Origin of the sequence: Streptomyces sp. SM18 (assembly GCF_002910775.2) — a bacterium.
In the GTDB taxonomy this organism is placed as follows: Bacteria; Actinomycetota; Actinomycetes; order Streptomycetales; family Streptomycetaceae; genus Streptomyces; species Streptomyces halstedii.
Genome location: NZ_CP029342.1, coordinates 4,044,498 through 4,066,401 on the forward strand (window position 1 = coordinate 4,044,498; position 21,904 = coordinate 4,066,401).

Below are 21,904 nucleotides of genomic sequence, written 5' to 3' on the forward strand. Positions count from 1 at the left end.
CTTCGGGCACGGGTGCGGGCCCACTACCCTTGAGGGGTGACTCTTCGCCTGTACGACACCGACGCCCGGCAGATCCGTGACTTCGTCCCGCTCACCGCGGGCTGTGTCTCGATCTACCTCTGTGGCGCGACTGTCCAGGCCGCCCCGCACATCGGGCACATCCGGTCCGGGCTGAACTTCGACATCATGCGCCGCTGGTTCACCTACCGCGGCTACGACGTGACGTTCATCCGGAATGTCACCGACATCGACGACAAGATCATCAGGAAGTCGGCCGAGCAGAACCGCCCGTGGTGGTCCATCGGCTACGAGAACGAGCGCGCCTTCAACGACGGCTACGACGCCCTCGGCTGCCTCCCGCCCACCTACGAACCGCGTGCCACCGGCCACATCACCGAGATGGTCGAGATGATGCGCGGCCTGATCGCGCGCGGCCACGCCTACGAGGCGGACGGCAACGTCTACTTCGACGTGCGCTCGTACGAGGGATACCTGGAGCTCTCCAACCAGGACCTGGACGACCTGCGCCAGCCCTCGGGCGAGGGCGAGACCGGCAAGCGCGACCCCCGCGACTTCGCGATGTGGAAGGCGGCCAAGCCGGGGGAGCCCAGCTGGGAGACCCCGTGGGGCCGCGGCCGGCCCGGCTGGCACCTGGAGTGCTCCGCGATGGCGCACAAGTACCTGGGCAGCGCCTTCGACATCCACGGCGGCGGCATCGACCTGATCTTCCCCCACCACGAGAACGAGATCGCCCAGGCCAAGGCCTTCGGCGACACGTTCGCGAAGTACTGGGTGCACAACGGCTGGGTCACCATGGCCGGCGAGAAGATGTCGAAGTCCCTCGGCAACTCCGTCCTCGTCAGCGAGATGGTCAAGCGGTGGCGCCCCATCGTGCTGCGCTACTACCTCGGCACCCCGCACTACCGGTCCATGATCGAGTACAGCGAGGAGGCCCTGCGCGAGGCCGAGTCCGCCTTCGCGCGGATCGAGGGCTTCGTCCAGCGGGTCATCGAGCTGGCCGGGGGCGAGGTCGCCCCGGCGGCCGAGGTGCCGCCCGCCTTCGCCGAGGCGATGGACGACGACCTGGGCGTCCCGCAGGCGCTCGCGGTCGTCCACACCACCGTCCGGCAGGGCAACTCCGCCCTCGCGGCCGACGACAAGGAAGCCGCGGTCGCCCGCCTCGCCGAGGTGCGTGCGATGCTCGGTGTCCTGGGGCTCGATCCGCTCGACCCGCACTGGGTGGGCGAGAGCCGGGGCGAGGACCTGCACGGAGTCGTGGACACGCTCGTACGCCTCGTACTGGACCAGCGCCAGGCGGCGCGCGAGCGCAAGGACTGGGCCACCGCCGACGCCATCCGCGACCAGCTGGGCCAGGCGGGCCTCGTCATCGAGGACAGCTCCGGTGGCCCCCGGTGGACCCTCGGACCGCGCTGAGCGCACCGCCGCACCCCGCGCGACCAGCGCACCTGTGCCGCCCGGCCGTCCGGGCGGCACACTTTCACTTGACGACATCTTCTCTGAAGCAACGAAACAGGTAGGTCATGGCCGGGAACAGCCAGCGCAGGAACCGCCGCACGTCCAACAAGAAGGGCATGCAGGTCGGCAGCGGTGGCCAGCGACGCCGTGGTCTCGAAGGCAAGGGACCCACGCCGCCCGCCTCCGCCCGCAAGGGTCACAAGAAGAACCGGGTCGCCAACGCCCAGGCCAGGCAGGCCGCGGCCCGCCGCCCCGCCCCCCGGCGCGGCGGTGTCAAGGGCACCTCGGAGATGGTCGTCGGCCGCAACCCCGTGTACGAGGCCCTGCGCGACGGCGTCCCCGCGACGACGCTCTACGTCCAGCAGTACATCGACAACGACGAGCGGGTCCGTGAGTGCCTCCAGCTCGCCGGTGAGCGCGGCAACATCAACCTCATGGAGGCGCCGCGTCCCGAGCTGGACCGGATGACCAAGGGCCTGAACCACCAGGGCCTCGTCCTCCAGGTCCCGCCGTACGAGTACGCGCACCCCGAGGACCTCACCGCCGCCGCGTACGACAACGACGAGGACCCGCTCATCGTCGCCCTGGACGGTGTCACCGACCCCCGCAACCTGGGGGCGATCGTCCGCTCGGTCTCCGCGTTCGGCGGCCACGGCGTGGTCGTGCCCGAGCGCCGTGCCGCCGGGATGACCGCCGGGGCGTGGAAGTCCTCGGCCGGTACCGCCGCCCGCACCCCGGTCTCCCGGGTCACCAACCTGACCCGCGCCCTGGAGGGCTACCAGAAGGCGGGCCTCACCGTCGTCGGCCTCGCCGCCGACGGCGAACACACGGTCGAGGACCTGGAGGCGCTGGCGGGTCCGGTCGTCATCGTCATCGGCAGCGAGGGCAAGGGCCTCGGGCGCCTCGTCGGTGAGACGTGCGACTACCGCGTCCGGATCTCCATGCCGGGCGGCGCCGAATCGCTCAACGCGGGGGTCGCCGCCGGCATCGTCCTGTACGAGGTGGCGCGCCGCCGCGCCTGAGCGGGGACCGGGTGCCTGGGCGGCGCCTGGGGCGAGCGTGAGCGGCGTCTGTGTGTGCCGGGGCGCGGCGGGTCACGGGTCAGCCGGGGGCGTAGAGGCCCCGGCCGGCTTTTCCCGGGCGCCGGGGTGCACGGCGCCCGGACCGGCGCGCGCTGTGGCTGGACCAGCGCGTCCGCGAGCCGTCCACACCCGGCGCCGCCGGGCTGCGCGCCCCGTCCACACCCGGCGCCGCCTCCGCGCGGCAGCCGTCCACACCCCGCGCCGCCCCGCTGCGCGCCCCGTCTACGTACCGCGTCCACCCGCCGGTCCACCGGATGCGGGGCACCCCGGACACGAACGGTGACCGGGCAGGGATGGACCGGCCTGGACCGGGGGCGGGCACCCCACCGCTCCGGAGCGTGAACGAGGGCCGGTCCAGGGGCGATACGGGGCGTTCCGGGACGATCCGGAGCCGAGGCGCGGTGAAGTACGGGACGGTCACCGGCTGTTGACGGGTCTCGGACACTTCCGACGCGTCAAGGCAGTGTCCTAACGTCACGTCACTCGGTTAGATGAGTGTGGACACCAGAACGCCTCGGTTCGACGACCAACCCGCCCTGAGCATGACAAAGGTGGACAGCGACCCCGCCCAGGTCATCGTCAGCCACGCCAGCTTCCGGGTGCAGCTCGCACCGGGCCAGCGCACACGTCTGCGCCCCGTGGCCCCCGCCGGACCGGTCAGGATCCCCGCGATGAGCGGCGCGCCCGGCCGCAGGCGGGCCCCCGTGGTCTGGAGCGGCAGGTCCGCGCCGGGCGACACCGGGGCGACCGGGCTCCTGCAAGCCGTGCGGAACTCCACCGCGGGCCGCCTCGACCGCGCGCCCGCCGATGACTACGGCGACGCCACGGGCGGCGGCACCCAGGTCATCCCGCTGCTGGAGGAGACCCAGCCCAACCCCGTACTCATCGCGCCCCGGCGGCCCGGTGGGGAGCACACCGGACCGCTGCTGCCTCCGATGCGGCGGGCCGTCGGCGCCTACGACAGCGCCGAGCCCACCTCCGGCGACCTGTACGACGAGGGTCCCCCGGCCGACGACGACAGCGCAGGGGAGCGCAGGCAGAGCGGCGACAGCGTCCGGCACGCGTACTACCCCGGGCGCCGGATGAACCTCGGTGTCGTCCTGCTGCCGTTGCGCGTCCTCATCGGTTTCATCTCCATCTACGCAGGCATGGGCAAGCTCTGCGACCCCGTCTACTTCGACGACGGCGACCGCGGCTCGATGGTGAAGTGGCTGACCTCGCTGCACCCCTGGACCGTCGCCGAGCCCGTCCGCGACTTCGCGCTGACCCACCCCGTGGGCACCGGGCTCTCCGTCGCCTTCCTCCAGGTCGTCGTCGGCGTCCTGACCGTCCTCGGCCTCTGGCAGCGGGTCGCCGCGGCCTTCGGTCTGCTGCTCGCCGCGACCGTCCTCGTCACAGTCGGCTGGCGCGACGCCGCGTCCTACGACGCCTCGGACATCATCTTCCTGGCCGCCTGGAGCCCGCTCGTCATCGCCGGGGCGCCCGTCTACTCCCTCGACGGACGCCTCGCCGGCGAGGCCTGGCGCACGCTCGGACCGCGCTCGGAGATCTGGGACCTGCGCCGCCGGGTGCTGCGCCGGGGCGCGGCCGTCGCCACCGTGGTCGTCGGACTGACGCTGCTGGTCGGCTCGATGCTCGGCGGGGCGGTCCGCTCCACCGAGGTCGTCACCGTGCCCGGACCCAACGGCAACCCGACCAACCAGCTGCCCGGTTCGCCGCTGCCGGACGAGTCGTCCGGCAAGGAGAAGAAGCCCTCGCGTTCCCCGGAGCAGCGGAGCCCCGAGGTCACCCCGTCCACCGTCCCCACCACGCCCTCCGCCGAGACCACCACCCCGGGGTCCGACACCGTCCGCGAGTCCGGCGGGGCCCCTGGGGCGAGCGCCGGGCAGCCCAGCATGACCCAGGGCACCGGCCAGGAACCCCCGCAGGAGGCCACCCCGCAGGAGCCCCCGGCCGGCAGCGCGGGCCCGACGTCCTCGGGCGGCACGGGCGCCGGCGGTGGTACCGGTGGTTCCGACGAGGGAGGCGCCCCGGAGGAGGGCTCGACCGGCGGCGCCGGCCAGAACCCGATCGGCGGCCTCCTCGGCTGACCCACCCGTCGTACAGGCCCGCACAAGACCGCGAGGGCGGTCACCGGACGGATCCGGTGACCGCCCTCGCGGTCGTACGCGGTGCGGGCGGTCGCGGGGTGCTGCGGGCGCACGCCGTCCGTAGGGGGGGTGCCGCGTTGCTGTCGTTCCCTCACATGCCCGAGGCGCGGGCGCCGAGCTCCTTCGCGGCCTCGGTGAGGTCCTTCGCGGTGTCGATGGCCCGCCAGTACGCCCCGTGCGGCAGCGGATATCCGGCGAGCCGGCGCTCGCGGGCCAGGCCCGGGAAGGTCGTCCGCTCATGGTCACCGCGGTCCGGCAGCAGCGACGTGAACGCGGGCGCGAAGACGTACACCCCCGCGTTGATCAGATACGGCGAGGGCGGCGACTCGATGAAGTCGGTGATGTGCCCGAAGGCGTCCGTCTCCACCGCACCCCACGGGATGCGGGGGCGGGCGAGGGCGAGCGTCGCGGTGGCGTCCCGCTCGGCGTGGAAGGCGGCCATCTCACGCAGGGAGAACCGGGTCCAGATGTCACCGTTGGTCGCGTACCAGGGTTCGGCCGGGTCGGGAAGCCGCGTCGCGGCATACTTCAGACCGCCGCCCCGGCCCAGAGGCTCGGTCTCGACGACGGTCGTGACGCGCAACGGAAGGTCGGCCGACGCCAGCCACTCCTGAAGCACGTCGGCGAGATGGCCGCACGAGACCACGGCGTCGGTGACGCCCTCGGCGGCCAGCCAGGACAACTGATGGCCGATGATCGGGGTCCCGGTGCCCGGGATCTCGACCATCGGCTTGGGGCGGTCGTCGGTGTACGGGCGCAGCCGCGAACCCTGGCCACCCGCCAGGATCACGGCCTGCGTCGGATACGTATGCATGCCAGGCACGATATGCCGTGCCCGGCGGCCCGCCCGGCCGAGCCCGCGCTCAGCTGAACTGCGCGACGCCTGAGGCGAACGAGGTGTCGCAGACGGGACGGGAGAAGCGGTGGGCGCGGGTCGGGCCGTACTGCTCGACGGCGGCCTTGCCCAGGGCCTTCGCGATGGACATGCAGTGCCGGGCCAGCGAGGGACGCCCCTCGACGGCGCGCTGCAACTCGGTGAGCGCGACGCCCGGGTCCTTCTCGCGCATCTCCAGGAGGAGCTTGTCGCGGAGGACGTCCTGCGGGGCGGGTGCCACGGCCTGCTTGGACAGGCTGGTCTCCGAGGCCGCGGTCAGCAGCTGGGACTCACTGCCCTGCGCCGACCACGACACGCGGGTGACCGCGAGGGTCCCGGACAGGACCATGACGACGGGCAGTACGAGAGCGAGGGATCGGCCGATTCGGCGCGCGGTGTGGGTCACGCAGGTGAGCGTAGCGGCAGGTGATGACATGGCGACATTCCGTCACCCTTCCGGGGGATGGTTCGACGCGCCTTTTCGAATGGGGTGTTGACGTGAGCGGCGGAACGGCGCCGAATTCCGGGGTTTCGCGGCCCTCGGCGGGCGAAACCCGTCAGCGCCTCCGCCACGCGAACGGCCCGCCACACCTTGGCGGACCCACGCACGGCGATGCCGTTTCGGCCACGCGGGGCCTGGCACGGGGGGCCGGGGGGAGGGCCTGGCACGAGGGCACACGGGGGGCCGGGGGAGGCGCGTCGTGAAGGCCCCACGCGAACGGCCCCCGTACGGGGCTCGGACGAGCCGGGTACGGGGGCCGTTCACAGGGTGGGGCGGTGCCTGCCGAGCGATCCGCTCGGGGCCGACAGGCGGTGAACCGGATCAGGCGGATCAGGCGGCGAACCGGATGGACCGGATCAGGCGGTGAGGCGCTCGCCGGTCGAGGTCGCGAAGACGTGCAGCTCGTCCGGGCGCGGCACGACGTGCAGATCGGTGCCCTTCTCCGGGACGGCGCGGCCGCCGACGCGGACGACGAGGTCCTTGTGCTCGCCACCGACCTGCGCGGCACCGTAGACGTAACCGTCGGCGCCGAGTTCCTCGACGACGTTGACGGAGACGGCGAGACCGGCCGGCGCGGCGGCGGAGTCCTTGGAGAGACCCTGGGCGGCGGCGCCACCGTGCTCGACGATGTCGAAGTGCTCCGGGCGGATGCCGACGGTGACCGTACGGTCGCCACGGTCGGCGGCGGCGGAGAGCGCGGCGCGGGAGACCGGGACGACGCTGTTGCCGAACTTCACGCCGCCGTCGGTGATCGGCACCTCGACGAGGTTCATGGCGGGCGAGCCGATGAAGCCGGCGACGAAGAGGTTCGCGGGGCGGTCGTACATGTTGCGCGGCGAGTCGACCTGCTGGAGCAGACCGTCCTTGAGGACCGCGACCCGGTCGCCCATGGTGAGGGCCTCGACCTGGTCGTGGGTGACGTACACGGTGGTGATGCCGAGGCGGCGCTGCAGGGAGGCGATCTGCGTACGGGTCGAGACACGGAGCTTCGCGTCGAGGTTCGACAGCGGCTCGTCCATGAGGAAGACCTGCGGCTCACGCACGATGGCACGGCCCATCGCCACACGCTGGCGCTGACCACCGGAGAGCGCCTTCGGCTTGCGGTCCAGGTAGTCGGTGAGGTCCAGCATCTTGGCGGCCTCTTCGACCTTCGCCCGGATGTCGGTCTTGTTCACACCGGCGATCTTGAGCGCGAAGCCCATGTTGTCCGCGACGGTCATGTGCGGGTAGAGCGCGTAGTTCTGGAACACCATGGCGATGTCCCGGTCCTTCGGCGGCAGGTGCGTGACGTCGCGGTCACCGATGCGGATCGCACCGCCGTTGACGTCCTCAAGACCCGCGAGCATGCGCAGGGAGGTCGACTTGCCGCAACCGGAGGGACCGACGAGGACGAGGAACTCGCCGTCCGCTATGTCGATCTCCAGCTGGTCCACGGCCGGCTTCGTGGAGCCGGGGTAGACGCGGGACGCCTTGTCGAACGTGACACTGGCCATGCTGATCTTCTCCTCCACCGGCAGGAACGTGCCGGACGATCCGAGTAAGGGAGTGGTGTGGTCCACTGGAGTGAACCTGAGGTGACGCTACCTGGCGTTTTCGTTTCTGTCAGCAGTCCGAGGTCCCGAATATTCCGCACGGCCGGGCCCGCGACGTTGGTTACACTGCTCCGGCACGCCTCCTTAGCTCAGCTGGCCAGAGCAACGCACTTGTAATGCGTAGGTCGTCGGTTCGAATCCGACAGGGGGCTCACCGCTAGGCCCAGCTCAGATGCGCTCTGAGCTGGGCCTTTGTCGTCAGCGGATACGGCGGCGACGCTGTGAGCGGGCCGCGCGGGTGCCCGTAGTCTCAGTTCCAGTCTCAGTAGTGGCCTCGGGGGCGGCTGCGGGCGGCGGCACGAAGAACTCGCCCATGCGCCGCATCGCGTCCTTCGACAGGTGGGACCGGCCCTTCACGTAGCGCCGGGTCTGGCTGATCTGGGTATGGCGGAGGATCTCCATGATGGTCGGCATGTCCACGCCGAGTTCGTTGAGGATGGTGCCGGCGGTGTGGCGGCTCCCGTCGTACAGGCGGCGGTCGTCAATCCCGGCCTCGGCGAGCAACTCCTTGAACTCGGCGTAGTCGGCGCGGGGGTCGAGCGGCCGGCCGTCCGGGCGCGAGAACACGACCTTGAGGTCCTGCCACAGGTCGCCGGCCGCGGTTCGCGTCTCGTCCTGTTGGGCCCGGTGGTCGCGGAGGAACGGGATGAAGACCGGCGGGATCGGTACGGGGTTCTGGCTCTTCTTGGTCTTGGGGCGGGTGAAGACGAGGCCGCCCCCGTCGCGCTGGGGGCAGACGCTCGCGTGCTTGGTGCACCCCTTGGGGCAGGGCTTCGGGCAGCCGCGCGTGTATCCCTGGTGGGTGGGGCAGTTCGGCGGGCAGGGCTCGAAGCGGTGGAGGCGCGCTCCGCAGGTGTGCGGGTCGTCGCATCCATGGCGCCAGGTGAGGCGCTGGAGCTGCCACTTCGGGTGAAACAGTTCGGCGTCCAGGTCCACGTACGGCCACCGGAGTCCGAGGGTCTCGCCCTGGCGAAATCCCATGCCGACGCCGACGATCCAGCGCATGAACGTGGGGCGCCTCGCTGCGGCTTCGAGGAACCTCTTCGCTTCCTCCTGGGTGAAGGGGTTCGCCTCGGTCTCGTCCGCAGACGGCGGGTCCACGAGGGTGGCCACGTTCTCCGTGATGAGCCGGCGGCGGTGCGCGATCTTCAGGGCGCGCGACAGGATGCGGTGGACCTTCAGCACGTGGGACGGGGCGTGTCCGGCCCGCAGCATGTCGGCGTACATCCGCTCCAGGTGTTCCGGGGCGACCTTGTCGATCCGGTGCTGTCCCACGCCCGGGATGATGTCGTTGCGGGTCTTCGACCAGTAGTCGTCCAGCGACCTGGGCTTCAGCTTCAGACTGGCGATGGTCTCCAGGTAGGTGGTCATCCACTGCTCGACCGTGGGCTTGCGCCCGGCCTTGGTGACCCGGCCCTCGTCCCGGATCTTCTCCAGCTCCTTGACCCTGCGCCGTACCTCGGGCTCGGTGCGGGCCATGCGGTGGCGGCGGTCGGGGCTTCCGTCCGGCTTGACGCCGACCGTGACGCGGCCGTGCCACCAGCCGTCCGTACCGAGGTAGACGGACGACTCAAGGTTGGCCTTGCGGGGGCTCATGGTGCTCCTCAACGCCGAAGCGCGGCCCGGGAGTTCGTTCGTCCGGGCCGCGCTTCGAGGGTGGTTGTCAGTGAGAGGTGTTCTGGGCGGGCATTCCGGCGACGTACGCCTTCAGGGCAGTCACCCTGATCCGGCGGGCGCGGCCCTGCTTGACGTACTCCAGGGCGCCGTCGGCCATCAGCTCGTAGATGGTGGACCGGCCGAGCCGCAGGGCTTCTGCGGCCTCTTCCGGGGTGTAGAGAAGGGGCTCGATGACTCGGGTGACGGTGTTCAACGAACTGCCTCCAGTGGGATGAAGGGGCTTTGACCCCTCTCTGGAAGTCCGCTACATCCGCTACGCCGCTACATCGCAGGTCAGCGGCGTGTTCTGTGTAGCGGATAGAGCGGATGTAGCGGCTACGCCTCGGCGCGGGGGTCGGGCGTAGCCGCTACATCTGGGAGTGCCGCTACAGCGGCAGGGGCTCTGAGCTGGGGTGTAGCGGTGTAGCGGATGTAGCGGCCGTGGGGGGAGGGCAATAGCGGGCCCACGCGTCTTCGAGGTCTTTCGCGAAGAAGCCCTTGAGAACTCCGCCGGCCGTGCGGATGTTGCGGGAGGCGACGGGTTCGTTGTCGGCGGTCATGTACTCGCTGAGCATCTTGGACAGGCGCCGGTTGTCGAGGGGCTTGCCGTTCAGGTCGGCCCACGGGGAGTCGTCGAGCGCGTTGAGGCGGTCGAGGATGGCGACGGTGGGCAGGCGGTCCATGCCGATCAGGACGTGGTCGCGCAGGTCGAGCAGCAGCCGGATGCCGATGCTCCCTTTGTCGTTGGACCGGGAGGCGGTGACCAGGTCGACGCACGCTTCGCGGGCCCGGCGGGGCCAGTCGCCCCCGGCGGCTTCCGCGACGGCGAGAAGGGGTTCCCACACGTCGGCCGGACGGTCGGTGACGCCGTCCGGGATCTCGGGGCAGGACTCGGCCACCTGTTCCTGTACCTGCTCGGCCCATGCCGCGAGCTGGTCGCGGAGCGCGTTGCCCTCCTTGACGTGGATGCGAGTGCGGAACGCTTCGGCCTCCTCGTTCCGGGCCCGTCGGCGCATGCGGATGATGACCGAGCGGGTGAGGATCGTGTCGGGCAGGGAGCCGAGACCGGCGACCGCGACCGCGCAGAAGCTGGGGAAGCCCTGCACCTGCTGATTGGAGCCGTCTCCCACGCACCGGTACATCAACCGGCCGCGCGTGTGACCGGCGTTGATGAAGCCCCGAAGCTGTTCGTTGTCTCCCGCCTTGGGGCCGAAGATCGTGTCGATCTCGTCGAACAGGATCGTCGGGCGCCCCCCGTCGAGACCGGACACGGACCGGAACAGCGCGGCGGCAGAGGCGTCCACGGCGGCCATGGATCGAGGAACGAGGGTCTCCACCACTTCCAACGCCCGGGATTTCCCGGAGCCCGGCTCGGGGGAGAGGAATGCCAGGCGCGGGGTGCTGTCGAAGGAATCGAGCATGTGCGCGTGCGCGTCCCACAGGGCGACGGCGACGTACGCGGCCTCCGTAGGGAACACGTTGAAGCGGCGGTGGAACGCCTCCACCGCATCGAGGAGGGCGGCGCCGTCGATGGGCGGTGTGGTCGGTGTCGCGTTCATGCGGCGGTGCCTTCCTGGTCGATGCGCAGCGGGCAGTGGGTGCGGTGGTCGGTGTGGTCTTCGATCAGGGCGAGGGCCTTGTGGTGGCCTGCGGCGAAGAGGTTGCGGCCGCACTGGCAGACGCTGGTCACGGTCGGGACTGCGCCGCGGGGTGCGGTGATGGTGAGCCAGGCGATGGGGTAGCGGCCGTCTCCGGTCTGCGGGGCAGGGCGAACAGCAGTGGGGACGGCCTTGCGGCCGACGACCTTCGGCGCACCACTGCCGGACGTGGCCGGGGCGGGTCCGGCGAGGCGGGGGCCGGTGGGTGTGGCAGGCAGGCTCTTAAGGTGTGGGTTCGGGGCCGCGCTCATGCCGGCCGCCCGGGGTTGTTGGCGATGGACCAGTTCAGAGCGCTGGTGATGGCGGCGCGGCACTCGTTCTCGTGGAGTCCGGCCCGCAATCCCGCCGAATTAAGAGCCTGCTCTACCTCGTGGCGGGCGAGGTCGCCGGACGGGATGAACCGCCCCAGGGCTCGGGCGGCCCGTACGAGCGTCCAGTTCCGCGCACCTTCCCCGGCGCCTGCTACGGCCGCCGTTTCTGCCTTGAGGGCCGCTGAGGCGTACTGGGAGGCCCGTACCGGCGCAGGTGCAGCCATCAATGCCTGGGAAGGGTGACGGGGCGTCAGGAGGGCGTACAGCCATCCCGGAAGTGGTACGGAGGTGGTGGGGTCGATTACCTCGTACGTACCGTGCGGGAGGTTGCTCCCGGCGCCCACGACGTATCCGCCGTGGGCGCGGGTGTCGATGTGGGTGCCGAGCCTGCCCGCGCTGTTGCCGAGCCGGACCCCGTTCGGGGCGGTGAAATAGAGGTGGTGTCCGCCGCTCGCGGTCCGGGTCCGGTAGGTGGCGGGGACGGGGTGCCCGGCGCGCTCGCAGAGCGCTTGCAAGGAAGTGACGCCGTCAGGCGTTCCTTTCGGGTCCTTCGCCTTGACCGCGTCCAGGTCCACCACGACCAGCCCGGAAGGACCCGTGGCCAGACCGATGTTGAACGCCCCCGCCGACCACGCCCGGCGGATGCGGTCGGGGTCGGTGGTGGCCCGATGCTCCCACTTCCGGTGCCCGCCGGCGCAGTCGCCGGTACGGGGGCAGGCGGTTTCGCCGTGGAGGGCGGGGCGCTTGTCGCGGGAGCGGAGGGGGAAGACGTGCCAGCCGCGTTCGGCGGCTTGTAACGCTGCGGAGAGCAGCGCGGTGTTGCGGTCATGAGTCATGCTGGGTGTCTCCAGTTCTCTTGTCTGAGCGGCTGGACGACGGCGGCCCCGATTCATTGGCGTGAGAGGGGGCCGCCGTCGGCGTACCTAGAGGTCGTCGTCGTCCTCGGGCATCGGGCCGCAGTAGCCGAGCGGCCCGGCCGAGTTGTGTGCGCGTTCCAGCGCCTCGGTCAGTGCGACGGCGAGGTGTTCGGCCTCCCGGAGCGCGGTCACGGCGGTGGTGGTGTGCTGGGTGGGGGTGCCGTGGTCGGCGGTGAGGTGTCCGGCCTTGTGGAGGTCGGTCAGGGCGAGGGCGATGTGGTCGAGGGCCTGGGGCAGCCGGTGGGCGAGCGTGGCCATGGCGCCGATCGTGTTGTAGACGGTGCCGGGGTAGGCGATGGCGGGCCCGGTGCGGGTGGGCAGGGTCGCGTGGTTGAAGGCCCGGATCGCGTCGGCGGCCTTGGCCGGGTGCCGGGCGGGGTCGGTGGTGCGTGCGGTCATCGGGAGGGTTCCTCTCGGGTCAGCAGTCGGAGTTGTCGGTGTTCTGGAGGCAGTCCCAGCAGCGGGGGCAGTCGCATCCGCAGGCGCAGTCGGCGTGTCCGGCGCTGCTGCAGTAGCAGCCGGACTCTCCGCACGGCCCGGCCATGCTTCTCACCCTTAATCACTCTGCGTAGCTGTCAGGTGGATTGGGGGATGGTTGTGGAGAGGCTGTTTCCGGGGGGTTCCGGGGTGCGGGGTGTGCTGCTTCCCTAGCCTCCCCATGCTCCCCAACTGGGGTGTTGTTGCTGATCAGCGTGGGTGGGGCGGGTTGGGGAGGCGGTTGGGGAGAACTCCCCAGGATGTGCGGGACTCCCCAACCTCCCTCCCCGTCACAGTGCGTGGCTCTACCCGGCGTTCTCGGTGCGCTCGGTCTCGTCGGCGCGGGTCTCGATGGCGGCGAGGACGCGGGCGCGGGAGATCATCTGGTTGCCGTTGTACTTGCGCGGCTCCGCGCCGAACGGCTTGAGGGCCTGCACCAGGTCGGAGGCGGACCAGGTCCGGTAGACCTCGGGCCACCGCTGGGCCAGGTGCTGGCGGACTTCGTCGGACTTCATCCGCTCCTCGCTGCCGAGGACCGCGGCCACGTCGGCGAGGTGGTCAGCCTCACGCGGCGCCGACTCCGGCCCCGCGGACGTCTTCACGCCGGCGCGCAGGGTCTTGGCCCGCTCCGCGATGGCGTCGGCGTCCTCGGGGCCGATGTAGTGGGTCCGGGCCGTGACGGAGGGCTGGCCGGGGGCGAGTTTGACTCCGTCGCCGGCCACCACGAGGGTGCCCTTGTCCAGCCCCTGGCGCAGCTTGTGCGGGGCGGCGCCGGCGTCGACCGCGGAGTCGCCCACGGCCATGCGGGCCTGGGACTCGGTGCCCAGGACGAGGGAGGCGCGGATGTGGTTGCCTTCCCGGGAGCGCTTGGGCAGGTTCTCGTTGGTCGGGTCCTGGGTGCCCTCCCAGGTGGTGACGTTCACCGCGCGTCCCTGGTCGTGGATCTTCTTCACGGCCTGGAAGTAGCGGCTGTCCGCCTTCGACCCCCCGAACGGGGCGCCTTTGCGGACGGCGCCCTTCTCGGTGACGAACGTCTCCTGAGCGCCGGAGCCGTAGGCCACCTGTGCCTCATCGACCACGAGGACCAGGGGGTTGAAGCGCGGGTCGGCCAGGATTTTCTCCTGACTCCAGCCCTTGGCGGTCAGCTCCCGCATCACGGCGATGCGCTTGGCCATCTCCGTGACGCCGTCTTCGATCATCTCGGTGGCTTCGATGACGTGGTCGTCGGTGGGGCCCTGGATGAGGACGGTGGCGATGCCGTCGAACATCTGCCAGTCCCCGACGCCCTTGAGGTCGGCGATACGGAATTCGACCCGGGCATCGAGGGCGAGCCACAGGGCCAATGCCCGCAGGCTGGCGGTTTTGCCCTGGTTGGACAGGCCGGTGATGAGCATGTGCTTCTGCCACAGGGAGACCAGCACCGCGTCGCCGCGCAGGTCGACACCCCACGGGGCCCGCCCGCGGTGCATGTCGGCGGTGGCGTCCGGGTCGGTGAGCAGCGGGGAGGGGCCGATGGGCTGGTCCAGGGCGCCGGAGTCGGCGATCCACATGCGCACCGTGCGGGGGGCCGGGGGGAGCGTCATGTGCAGCTCGTGTTCGTGGCGGGACAGGTTCTCCGCGAGCTTGCGCCGCTTGCCCAGCACCTCCTCGGTGCTCACTCCGGACGGGAGGGTGACGTCGACTTCGACGCCGCACCCGGCCAGGGTGATGGGTCCGAGCATGCCGGCCGCACCGTCGGCCATCTCCTTGATGGCCTTACGCAGCGAGGAAATCCCCAGGTCGGACAGGGCCTTGACGACCACCGAGGGGGTGACCGGGACATCGTCCACCCCGCTGGTGGCGGGGCGGGCCCAGGCGGGTGCGGTCTGCTGCTGCTGACCGGCCCGCCACAGGTGGGACAGTCCGGCCAGCAGCGCGAGCGCGAGCACGGGCCCCCAGGCCACGCCGACGAACCAGCACAGGGCCCGGACCGCATCGACCGCGGCCAGCGTCGGCGCGATCACGTCGTGCACGTCGCGGTCGTGGACGGCCATGCAGGCACCGAGCAGCAGCAACGCACCCTCCGTGCCGGCGACGCCGATCGCCGCGGACTTGGCCATCTGCGGAACGCCGCTGATCAGCTCCATCCGGCGGCGGTGCCGGTCGGTGCGGAAGCGGTCCGCCTTCTCCTGCCACTCGGCGGCGAGTTCCTGGTTTCCCGCGGCCACCGCGGCGGCCCTCATCTGGTGGTGGACCGCCACCGTCCGGCCCTGCCACGTCCGCCGGGCAACCACACCCGCCCCACCGGCGACGTAGAGGGAGTGCCGGACCGCGGCACGGGCCCCAGCCCGGGTGCGCTCGTGCGTGACGGCGCCCCTTATAGCGCGGCCGGAGCGCACCCACAACGGCACAGGCGCCGCCCCGGCGCCCGGCACCGCGACACCAGGCGGAACATCCGGCATGGGCGGAACATCCGGGCCGGGGTGGTCTTTCACGAGCGTGAGAGGCGGGCGGGTGCCACCTACCGGGTCGGCAAGAATCTCAGTCATGATGGGTACTCCTGCTGCTCTGTTGGGTGGTCAGGGGCACGGGGCGGCCGGTCTGCCTGGCCGGGTATTGCGGCCGCCCCGTGGCGGAACTACGAGCGCTCGGCGCGGTAGACGACCCGCTCGGTGGTGCGGAGCTGCTTCTCGGCCGCCTTCAACGCGTCGCGGGCGGCCTGCCGGTCGGTGCCGCGCGCGGTGCGGGCGGTCGCCTTCGCCGCGGCGACGGCCTGCCGGTCGGCTTCCTGCTTGTCGCGGAGTGCCTGGAGTTCGCGGGCGCCGCGCTCCTCGGCGGCCTGGTCGATGCGCTGAATCTTCGCTTCGAGGCGGGGGTCGACGGAGTCGCTGACGGCCTGCCAGGCGCCCTTGCGGAACAGGCGGCCACGCTCGCGCTTCTCAGCCGGGGTGTAGCTACGCATATGGGGGTCCTCCCAGGTGACGGGCCGGACTGTCCGGCTCCCTGCCCGCCCCGGGCCCGGTGGGTCCGGGGCGGGCAGGGAGCTGTCAGGCAGGCCGTTCCTCCTCGTAGAGGCCGTAGAGGGAGGGGTCAAGCACGGGTTGTCCGGGGGAGTCGTGGTGCTGGTTGTCGTACTCGATCAGCGCGTCGCAGAGGTAGTACTCGGCTTCGGCCGCGCGCATCGGGTCGGTGGTGTCGGCCACGGCCGCGAACGTCCAGTCGCCGAAGTACGAGCGGGCCCTGGGCTCGTCGCGCAGCAGCTCCCGCAGCCGGACGTCTGCGGCGGTGACGTGGGCGGCGAAGGCGTCGGCGGGGACACCGGCGGCGTTGGTCCAGTACATCAGCCGTTGCAGCCGGTGGGGGACCTGCTCGGCCAAGTGCTGCCGGATATCCAGTGGCAGAGCGGCCCACGCCGGTAAGGGGTTGCCGTCATGCCGGGAGTACGAGGTCATGCTCAGCCTTTCGTTGATACGGGCCGGTCTGTCCGGTCCTCTGTCCGCCCGGTACGAGACCGGACGGACAGAGGGCTGTCAGCCCCGGCGGGTCTTGCGGAGCGAGGACGGGGTGGCTTTGCCGTCCGGGCCGCCGACCGACTTCACGACGGTGACGACACCCCAGGTCAGGGCGACGGCGAGGAACGCGAGGATCGCCAGGTTCGCGGCGATGGCGGTCAGGGCCCCGACCAGCAGCGGACCGAAGTAGACCCCGGCCGCGACCGTGCCGGCGCCGATACCGGAGCCGAGCGCGAGACGCTGCACGGTCCGGTCCGGCGGCGCCTGGTGGATGTGCTGCACCACCTGGGGCGGCACCGGCTGTGCGGGCAGGTGGGCCGGGTCGGTGTAGGTGTAGGTGCCGTCGGGGAGCTGGACGACGGTGAGTGCCCGGGGGGCGGGCAGGTGCGGGTCCATACGATTCCTTCCACAGGCAGAAGAGCGTGCGTGGGAGTGCCCCGGGCCGGATTCGATCCGGCACCCTCACGGCGACTGCCGGGGCTGTTGTGTGGCGAGCGGACCGGGGGTCAGGTCAGGCGGTGACGAGTGCGAGTGCGGCGAGGACCAGAGCCAGGACGTGGGCGGTCTGGTCTACGTGCGCGGCGCCACCGTTCGCGGCCCACGAGGTCTGGCCGGCGTGGGTCATCCACCACTGGACGGGCCACCGGCGGTCGATGAACGCGTGACTCGCCCCGATCCAGGCCAGCGCCAGCGCGGCCACCGGAGCGGAGAGGTCCACGTCGTCCAGGACAGCCGACCCGATGGCCAGGGCCAGGCCGCAGGTCAGCACATGCGTTGAGGCATGGCGAAGGTTCGCGAACCACCCGTCACGGCCGCAGTCGGCCTTGTGGGCGGCCTGGTGGTCGGTCTGGAGCGGATAGTCGGCCAGGAGGTGGCCGAGGTAAAGCAGGATGAAGAGTGAAGCGAACACGACGGTCGGTCCTTCCAGGTCAGGCAACCGAGGACGAGAGGTCGGTGCAGGGCACGCACATGCCGAGTGAGCGCGGGATGCAGTACCCGGCGTCACGGCGGCAGTTGGGGCAGGTGCGCCGGGCCCGCATCGCCGCCGCGAGCGCGGCCTGGCGGGCGGGGGTCATGGGGCGTACGGGTTTGGCCTGGTCGATGCGGTAGAGGTAGGCGACCAGCGGACCCCGCCGGCGGCGGGGCCGCTGGAGTTCGGCGGCGACGTCTTGGCCGCCGGGTCGCAGCCCGAGGGCGCGGAGCTGGCGGCGGGTGGCGTAGCCGTCCGGGGCCAGGCGCCACCGGTAGACGGGGAGTGTGGCCGTCACGACCCACCGCCCCCACGCGCCTGCTGGTAGGTGGCGGGGCGGGGCTTCATGGGCCGGATCTCCCACACCGACGGGTCCGGGGTGGTCGCGGCGAGGGCGGCCTTCTGGTGGGTGGCGTGGACGCTGTGCAGCTCCCCGTGATGCAGCAGCACGTAGTACGGGAGCGGGTCCACGACGGGGGTCTCGATACCGGCGAGCATCTGCCGGATGTACTCGTCGGCTTCGGCCGCCCGGACGGTCGCGGCGGCGGCTTCCATGGTGAAGAGGCGGCGGCGGTCCGCGTCGCTCATCACGTGTCCGCTCCTACCTGTGCGGTGACCGTGGCGCGGCGGGCGGTGTCGGCTGCGGCGACCCGTGCGGCGGAGCTGTAGCGGGGGGTGTCGCCCTTACGCCGACGCGGCGGGGAAGGGCGCTTCGCGGGCGCCTTGCGACCCTTGCCCGGGGCGGGGGGCATTTGGGCGGCGACCTGCGACGATGCGCGCCGGATCGGGATCACGTTCGTGTCCGTGGGCAGCACCCAGTCCACGTCACGCAGACCACCGCTGATGCGCTCCTGAAGGTCCTTCTCGGACGGGCGTCGGGCGGCGACGAGCGAGGTTGCCGAACGCACCGCGTGCTGGTGCAGTCGCGGTGTCATGCCGGGTTCAGCGGTGCCGTGCACGATCTCCCACGCCCGCCTCCACGCATCCTCGACGGGCAGGCTTCCCAGGGGTGCGGCCGACAGCAGCCGGTCCGCCACCTTCGCCACCGCCCCGTGATGACGACGACGGCTCCGCGCGTGACGACGCCGCTCCTTCTGCTCCCCGCCGCCCGCCGTCGCGGACAGGGAGGACACCCACTGCCGGACCTCGAACAAGAAAGGACCCAGCAGCGTCACCGCGGCCAGCCCGATACCGGCCGTCCGCGCATCCGCCTCCGACAGGTGCTCAAGACTGGTGCCATACCCGTAGTTGACGGTCGCGGCGAACCCGGCGGCAGCCACCACCAGACCACGCAGCAGCCACCGCACCCACCCCGGCAACTGCCGCTCGTCCGCGAACGCGACACCGGCCGCCATCACCCACGCCGCACCCTCAATCGCGAGCGGCAACGGCAACAGCATCGGGCTGATGTGCACGAAATGCAGCACCTGCGCCGGCAACGACCCGAGCGCCGACGCGGCGACCAAGGCCAAGGTGCCCTTGCGGTAGACGTTCCCCGCCGTCAGCGCCGCACCCCGACGCGCCCGCTTCCGCTCCAGCTCAGCCCGCTGCTCCTCACGAAGCTGCTGCTGCTCCTGGCGGTGCTGCTCCCGCAGACGGGCGGCCCGCTCGTCCGCGGCCCGTTCCCTCTCCGCCCTGCGCTGGTCAGCCGCAGCCCGATCGATCCGCCGCTGCTCGGCGGCGGCGGCCTGGTCGGCACGCCGGTTCTCAGCGAGCGAACCCATCACGCCACCTCCCCAGAAGCCCGGTTGGCCAGGTCCCGGCGCGCGGCCAGAACCCGGTTACGGGCCCGGCGCACACGGCGTTCGTCCAGCTCGGCCGCCGGCCGGTCCAGGGTGATGATCTGCGCGTCCAGCAACTCGACCTCCGCCCGGATCAGCGGCATCTCCGCCTCGATCGCGTCCAACTCGGCCGCCGACGGCTCACCGTCCAACGGGGCGGCCGTAACAACGGCCCGAAGTGCAGCGATGATGTTCATGAGTCGTTCTCTCCCTGTGAAGGTGGTGCGGCTCGACAGCGGCCCCGGGGTGCATCCCGGGGCCGCGCTGCGTTGATGGGGCAAGGCCAGACGGCCCCGGCTCCCCTCGGCCCCACCCGTACAGCCCTGGCGCGAGGCACCGGACTGGACGGGTGAGGGAGGCAACCGGCCTGCGATAGCCGCAGGTGAACGGTCGAACGTGCGGCCTGTGCTGCTTGGCCGCTGACACCGAGGGCGTTGTCACCCGCGCCGGTCCAGCGCGGGTGACGCCCTGCGTATTCGCTTACTCATGGGCCTTCCTCGGTTGAAGATCAGGAGATGGGCGGATGCTCGGTTCTCGTCTTCGCTCGGCGCTGCTCGGTCCGGGGAGATCCGAAGTCCCGGACGTCTGAGGTGGCAGCTTCAAGGTGTGCCGTAGCGGTTCTTTCGAGTCGGTGGCGTGTCCCCCATCCGGGGTGTTGGGCCCCGGTGTGACGGGGGCCCCTTCTCGGCCGACTGGTCTCCACTCGCCTCGGCCGGAACGGTCACGGCCGCCGTACTGCGGTGGATCACGCTGTTGAGTTGTGAACGCACCGAACTTGGCCTTTCGAGGGCTTTTTGGTGCGCACCAGAAGCATGGCATCTGGTGCGCACCAGATGCAACCCCTGGAGTCGACCTGGTGTCGGTGCGTGCCTTTAGAGAACCCGCAAAGACGAGTGCCTCGGTAGCCAACTGGGGTTAACCTCAGGGGTGTTAACCAGCTCTCACCTGGGGCTTTAGGGGAGGCGGCATGGCTAGGGGATTGAAGGCAGCGAGGGCAGCGCGAGGTTGGTCCCAGGACCGATTGGTCTACGAAATGCGGCGGGTCGCAGAGCAGCGACTACTCGACATCGCTTCGGCAGCCAGCCTCAAGACCTACATCTCGGAGTGGGAGAACGGCCGACGCGTCATGTCGGACCGGTACGCCTCGCTCCTACGGCCGCTCTTGGGCGTCACTGACGACGAGCTGCGGGGTACCGGCAGTGCACTGGAGCTGCACACGGATGGCTACGCGGACTTGCTGACCCGGATCGACGCGGCGGGCAGTCTCAGTGAGTCCATGGTCCCGTCGTTCCTGGCCCAGACCGAGCTACTCCGGTCCATGGATCGCCAGATGGGCGCGACCGGCCTGGTCGACCAGATGAACGGCCACCTTGAGGCCATGGAAGAGGCGCTCACCTTCGCCGTACTGCCTGGCATGCGCAGGCCTATCGCGACCGCGCTTGCGGGAGCGTCCACGCTCGCCGCGTGGCAGGCCTTGGACGCCGGCGCCGTGGACAGAGCATGGCGAAGGTACGAGCTGGCCAAAAAGGCCGCCCAGGATGCCGAGTCCCCCCTCTATCTTGCTCACGCCATGGGTGAGCAGGCGTATGTACTGGCGGACGCGGGCCGACCTCAGCTTGCGATCGAGCTGGTGCGGGACGCTCAGCGCGCACCCGAGCGTCAGTCGCTCCGACTGCGGGCGTGGCTCGCCGCTGCCGAGGCCGAACTCTGCGCAGGGGCTGGGGTGGGCAGAGAATCGGAGGCGCGGGCGGCCCTTGACCGAGCGACGGCCCTGCTCCCCGACGATGGGGAAGTGCGGGATGTCGACATGCTGAGCATCTTCCTCGACACGGGCCACCTCGCGCGGTGGCGTGGGAACGTCCTTGCCAAGCTCGGGGACCCCTCAGCCATGGAAGAGTTGTACGCCTCTCTGGCCAGCGCGGACGCGTCCTTCGTACGCGCGACCTCCGGTCTGCACTGCGACCTCACCCAGGCTCATCTGGCCCGGGGGGAGCTGGAAGAGGCGCGCTCGCATCTCCAGCAAGCCAGATTGCTGGCGAACCGCACGGGCTCCGTGCGGTATCGCCGTCGCGTGGAAATGCTTACCGGTCGCCTCTAGTCCGGGCGGCGAGGATGTGGAGCAACGCCACGAGGGTGCCCGACCCCATCAGCTTGCCCTCGGACATCAGCCGGGGGACATCGTCAAGGGGGATCCACGCGACCTCTCCGGCCTCTTCCGCGTCCGTGGGTTCGCCCACCTTCTCCGCTCCGCGCGCTACGAAGATCTCGTGCGGCGAGTCGACCATGCCGATCATCGGCTGGTAGCTCACGACGTGCTCAAGGGGGCCGGGACGCCAGCCCGTCTCCTCCTCGGTCTCGCGCACGGCTGTAGCCGCTGCGTCCTCGCCGGGATCCAGGATCCCTCCGGGGAGTTCCCAGCCCCATTGCTGCGGCACGAAGCGGTACCGCCACAGCATGAGCACGCGGTCCTGCTCGTCGACCACAGCGGTGACAGCCACGGGGAAGAGCCGCACCACGTGGTGCTCGAAGCGGTCCACGCCGGGAGGCTCTACGTCGACCAGGTCCAGATGGACCCAGCGGTTCTCGTAGACAGGGCGGGCGCCGTGAATCTTCCAAGGCGCCCCCTCCGCTGGCGTCGGGGCGCTCTCGCCACCGAGAATTCGGTAGGAGCTACGGTCATGGGCCTTGATGAAGTGCTCCCCCACAAGGCGCGCGAGCACCTGACGCAGTGCAGTGCGGCCGATCTCCAGCTCAGCACTCAACGCCCGCTCGGACGGCAGCTTGTCGCCGGGGCTGAATCGGCCCGACTCGATCCAGGATCGAATCGTCTCGTAGACCCTCTGAGTCTTGGGTCCCATCCTCGGCACACACTCCCGGTTCGTCGGCTGGTGCTGGCCAGCGTATCGGGGGAGCAGAACGTATGACTCGGTCATTCGAACCTCTCTTCCAGGGATTCCCTACCTCGGA

General features: G+C 70.9%; 23 protein-coding genes and 1 tRNA gene. 5 read left to right on the forward strand and 19 right to left on the reverse strand.

Translation table 11 applies throughout. The features are described from left to right. Window positions 1-36 precede the first annotated feature (36 nt). The 3 genes from cysS to B9S64_RS18285 all read left to right on the forward strand — a co-directional run bounded on the left by cysS (window position 37) and on the right by B9S64_RS18285 (window position 4,648). Window positions 37-1,434: a cysteine--tRNA ligase gene (cysS, locus tag B9S64_RS18275; RefSeq protein WP_103493176.1), complete on the forward strand. Its 1,398-nt coding sequence runs from the start codon at window positions 37-39 to the stop codon at window positions 1,432-1,434. Between the two features lie 107 nt (window positions 1,435-1,541). Then, window positions 1,542-2,498, forward strand: a complete 957-nt coding sequence (rlmB, locus tag B9S64_RS18280; RefSeq protein ID WP_103493175.1) for a 23S rRNA (guanosine(2251)-2'-O)-methyltransferase RlmB — start codon at window positions 1,542-1,544, stop codon at window positions 2,496-2,498. A 551-nt stretch (window positions 2,499-3,049) separates the two neighbouring features. Further along, a complete protein-coding gene (locus tag B9S64_RS18285; protein ID WP_103491984.1) occupies window positions 3,050-4,648 on the forward strand; it encodes a DoxX family membrane protein in 1,599 nt (532 codons plus the stop codon). A 151-nt stretch (window positions 4,649-4,799) separates the two neighbouring features. Here the strand turns inward: B9S64_RS18285 and B9S64_RS18290 are convergent, their stop codons facing one another. From B9S64_RS18290 to B9S64_RS18300, 3 genes are all read right to left on the reverse strand, one after another. Beyond that, entirely contained in the window at window positions 4,800-5,522 is a 723-nt protein-coding gene (locus tag B9S64_RS18290) for a nucleotidyltransferase family protein (RefSeq protein WP_103491985.1), read from the reverse strand. 49 nt (window positions 5,523-5,571) lie between these two features. Next, on the reverse strand, window positions 5,572-5,988 hold the full coding sequence (locus B9S64_RS18295; RefSeq protein ID WP_028439498.1) for a hypothetical protein: 417 nt from the start codon (window positions 5,986-5,988) through the stop codon (window positions 5,572-5,574). A 452-nt stretch (window positions 5,989-6,440) separates the two neighbouring features. Continuing rightward, on the reverse strand, window positions 6,441-7,577 hold the full coding sequence (locus tag B9S64_RS18300; protein ID WP_103492016.1) for an ABC transporter ATP-binding protein: 1,137 nt from the start codon (window positions 7,575-7,577) through the stop codon (window positions 6,441-6,443). A gap of 177 nt (window positions 7,578-7,754) precedes the next feature. Between B9S64_RS18300 and B9S64_RS18305 the strand changes: the two genes are divergently transcribed. Further along, window positions 7,755-7,828, forward strand: a tRNA-Thr gene (locus tag B9S64_RS18305). Between the two features lie 46 nt (window positions 7,829-7,874). On the opposite strand, the gene B9S64_RS18310 is transcribed toward B9S64_RS18305, so the two are convergent. The 15 genes from B9S64_RS18310 to B9S64_RS18380 form a co-directional block, all read right to left on the reverse strand. Further along, complete coding sequence (locus B9S64_RS18310; protein WP_103491986.1) at window positions 7,875-9,272, reverse strand: tyrosine-type recombinase/integrase; 1,398 nt, start codon at window positions 9,270-9,272, stop codon at window positions 7,875-7,877. A gap of 67 nt (window positions 9,273-9,339) precedes the next feature. Beyond that, window positions 9,340-9,546 (reverse strand): helix-turn-helix domain-containing protein, encoded by a 207-nt coding sequence (locus B9S64_RS18315; RefSeq protein ID WP_103491987.1) that lies wholly within the window; start codon window positions 9,544-9,546, stop codon window positions 9,340-9,342. A 172-nt stretch (window positions 9,547-9,718) separates the two neighbouring features. Next, window positions 9,719-10,891, reverse strand: a complete 1,173-nt coding sequence (locus B9S64_RS18320) for a DUF3631 domain-containing protein (RefSeq protein WP_103491988.1) — start codon at window positions 10,889-10,891, stop codon at window positions 9,719-9,721. Continuing rightward, window positions 10,888-11,241: a hypothetical protein gene (locus B9S64_RS35085; protein WP_103491989.1), complete on the reverse strand. Its 354-nt coding sequence runs from the start codon at window positions 11,239-11,241 to the stop codon at window positions 10,888-10,890. The genes B9S64_RS18320 and B9S64_RS35085 overlap by 4 nt, the downstream gene beginning before the upstream one ends. Further along, complete coding sequence (locus B9S64_RS18330) at window positions 11,238-12,137, reverse strand: bifunctional DNA primase/polymerase (protein WP_103491990.1); 900 nt, start codon at window positions 12,135-12,137, stop codon at window positions 11,238-11,240. Before B9S64_RS18330 ends, B9S64_RS35085 begins: the two co-directional genes overlap by 4 nt. A gap of 87 nt (window positions 12,138-12,224) precedes the next feature. Then, entirely contained in the window at window positions 12,225-12,617 is a 393-nt protein-coding gene (locus B9S64_RS18335; RefSeq protein ID WP_103491991.1) for a hypothetical protein, read from the reverse strand. Window positions 12,618-13,000: 383 nt separating this feature from the next. Then, window positions 13,001-15,136 carry an FtsK/SpoIIIE domain-containing protein gene (locus B9S64_RS18340; RefSeq protein WP_103491992.1) on the reverse strand — a complete coding sequence of 712 codons (2,136 nt, stop codon included), beginning with the start codon at window positions 15,134-15,136 and terminating at the stop codon, window positions 13,001-13,003. 176 nt (window positions 15,137-15,312) lie between these two features. After that, on the reverse strand, window positions 15,313-15,636 hold the full coding sequence (locus tag B9S64_RS18345) for a hypothetical protein (protein WP_103491993.1): 324 nt from the start codon (window positions 15,634-15,636) through the stop codon (window positions 15,313-15,315). Window positions 15,637-15,721: 85 nt separating this feature from the next. Beyond that, on the reverse strand, window positions 15,722-16,051 hold the full coding sequence (locus tag B9S64_RS18350; RefSeq protein ID WP_103491994.1) for a hypothetical protein: 330 nt from the start codon (window positions 16,049-16,051) through the stop codon (window positions 15,722-15,724). A gap of 153 nt (window positions 16,052-16,204) precedes the next feature. After that, a complete protein-coding gene (locus B9S64_RS18355; RefSeq protein WP_103491995.1) occupies window positions 16,205-16,582 on the reverse strand; it encodes a DUF6251 family protein in 378 nt (125 codons plus the stop codon). A gap of 115 nt (window positions 16,583-16,697) precedes the next feature. After that, window positions 16,698-17,096, reverse strand: coding sequence for a DUF3307 domain-containing protein (locus B9S64_RS18360; protein WP_103491996.1), 399 nt, complete (start codon window positions 17,094-17,096; stop codon window positions 16,698-16,700). Between the two features lie 19 nt (window positions 17,097-17,115). Then, window positions 17,116-17,454: an RRQRL motif-containing zinc-binding protein gene (locus tag B9S64_RS18365; protein ID WP_103491997.1), complete on the reverse strand. Its 339-nt coding sequence runs from the start codon at window positions 17,452-17,454 to the stop codon at window positions 17,116-17,118. After that, a complete protein-coding gene (locus B9S64_RS18370; protein ID WP_103491998.1) occupies window positions 17,451-17,744 on the reverse strand; it encodes a hypothetical protein in 294 nt (97 codons plus the stop codon). Before B9S64_RS18370 ends, B9S64_RS18365 begins: the two co-directional genes overlap by 4 nt. After that, complete coding sequence (locus tag B9S64_RS18375) at window positions 17,744-18,880, reverse strand: hypothetical protein (protein WP_103491999.1); 1,137 nt, start codon at window positions 18,878-18,880, stop codon at window positions 17,744-17,746. The genes B9S64_RS18370 and B9S64_RS18375 overlap by 1 nt, the downstream gene beginning before the upstream one ends. After that, window positions 18,880-19,134: a DUF6284 family protein gene (locus B9S64_RS18380; protein WP_103492000.1), complete on the reverse strand. Its 255-nt coding sequence runs from the start codon at window positions 19,132-19,134 to the stop codon at window positions 18,880-18,882. The genes B9S64_RS18375 and B9S64_RS18380 overlap by 1 nt, the downstream gene beginning before the upstream one ends. Window positions 19,135-19,904: 770 nt before the next feature. Between B9S64_RS18380 and B9S64_RS18385 the strand changes: the two genes are divergently transcribed. Beyond that, window positions 19,905-21,035 (forward strand): helix-turn-helix transcriptional regulator, encoded by a 1,131-nt coding sequence (locus tag B9S64_RS18385; RefSeq protein WP_103492001.1) that lies wholly within the window; start codon window positions 19,905-19,907, stop codon window positions 21,033-21,035. Here B9S64_RS18385 and B9S64_RS18390 read toward each other — a convergent pair. Further along, the gene (locus tag B9S64_RS18390) at window positions 21,019-21,795 is read right to left on the reverse strand and encodes an NUDIX domain-containing protein (protein ID WP_103492017.1); all 777 of its coding nucleotides are present in this window, start codon (window positions 21,793-21,795) and stop codon (window positions 21,019-21,021) included. The genes B9S64_RS18385 and B9S64_RS18390 overlap by 17 nt on opposite strands. Between the last annotated feature and the right edge of the window lie 109 nt (window positions 21,796-21,904).

Coding starts and splice junctions, on each gene's coding strand:
- rlmB (WP_103493175.1), top strand. CDS start 1,542: ATGGCCGGGAACAGCCAGCGCAGGAACCGCCGCACGTCCAACAAGAAG.
- B9S64_RS18285 (WP_103491984.1), top strand. CDS start 3,050: ATGAGTGTGGACACCAGAACGCCTCGGTTCGACGACCAACCCGCCCTG.
- B9S64_RS18290 (WP_103491985.1), bottom strand. CDS start 5,522: ATGCATACGTATCCGACGCAGGCCGTGATCCTGGCGGGTGGCCAGGGT.
- B9S64_RS18300 (WP_103492016.1), bottom strand. CDS start 7,577: ATGGCCAGTGTCACGTTCGACAAGGCGTCCCGCGTCTACCCCGGCTCC.
- B9S64_RS18310 (WP_103491986.1), bottom strand. CDS start 9,272: ATGAGCCCCCGCAAGGCCAACCTTGAGTCGTCCGTCTACCTCGGTACG.
- B9S64_RS18320 (WP_103491988.1), bottom strand. CDS start 10,891: ATGAACGCGACACCGACCACACCGCCCATCGACGGCGCCGCCCTCCTC.
- B9S64_RS35085 (WP_103491989.1), bottom strand. CDS start 11,241: ATGAGCGCGGCCCCGAACCCACACCTTAAGAGCCTGCCTGCCACACCC.
- B9S64_RS18330 (WP_103491990.1), bottom strand. CDS start 12,137: ATGACTCATGACCGCAACACCGCGCTGCTCTCCGCAGCGTTACAAGCC.
- B9S64_RS18335 (WP_103491991.1), bottom strand. CDS start 12,617: ATGACCGCACGCACCACCGACCCCGCCCGGCACCCGGCCAAGGCCGCC.
- B9S64_RS18340 (WP_103491992.1), bottom strand. CDS start 15,136: ATGCCGGATGTTCCGCCTGGTGTCGCGGTGCCGGGCGCCGGGGCGGCG.
- B9S64_RS18345 (WP_103491993.1), bottom strand. CDS start 15,636: ATGCGTAGCTACACCCCGGCTGAGAAGCGCGAGCGTGGCCGCCTGTTC.
- B9S64_RS18355 (WP_103491995.1), bottom strand. CDS start 16,582: ATGGACCCGCACCTGCCCGCCCCCCGGGCACTCACCGTCGTCCAGCTC.
- B9S64_RS18370 (WP_103491998.1), bottom strand. CDS start 17,744: ATGAGCGACGCGGACCGCCGCCGCCTCTTCACCATGGAAGCCGCCGCC.
- B9S64_RS18375 (WP_103491999.1), bottom strand. CDS start 18,880: ATGGGTTCGCTCGCTGAGAACCGGCGTGCCGACCAGGCCGCCGCCGCC.
- B9S64_RS18380 (WP_103492000.1), bottom strand. CDS start 19,134: ATGAACATCATCGCTGCACTTCGGGCCGTTGTTACGGCCGCCCCGTTG.
- B9S64_RS18385 (WP_103492001.1), top strand. CDS start 19,905: ATGGCTAGGGGATTGAAGGCAGCGAGGGCAGCGCGAGGTTGGTCCCAG.
- B9S64_RS18390 (WP_103492017.1), bottom strand. CDS start 21,795: ATGGGACCCAAGACTCAGAGGGTCTACGAGACGATTCGATCCTGGATC.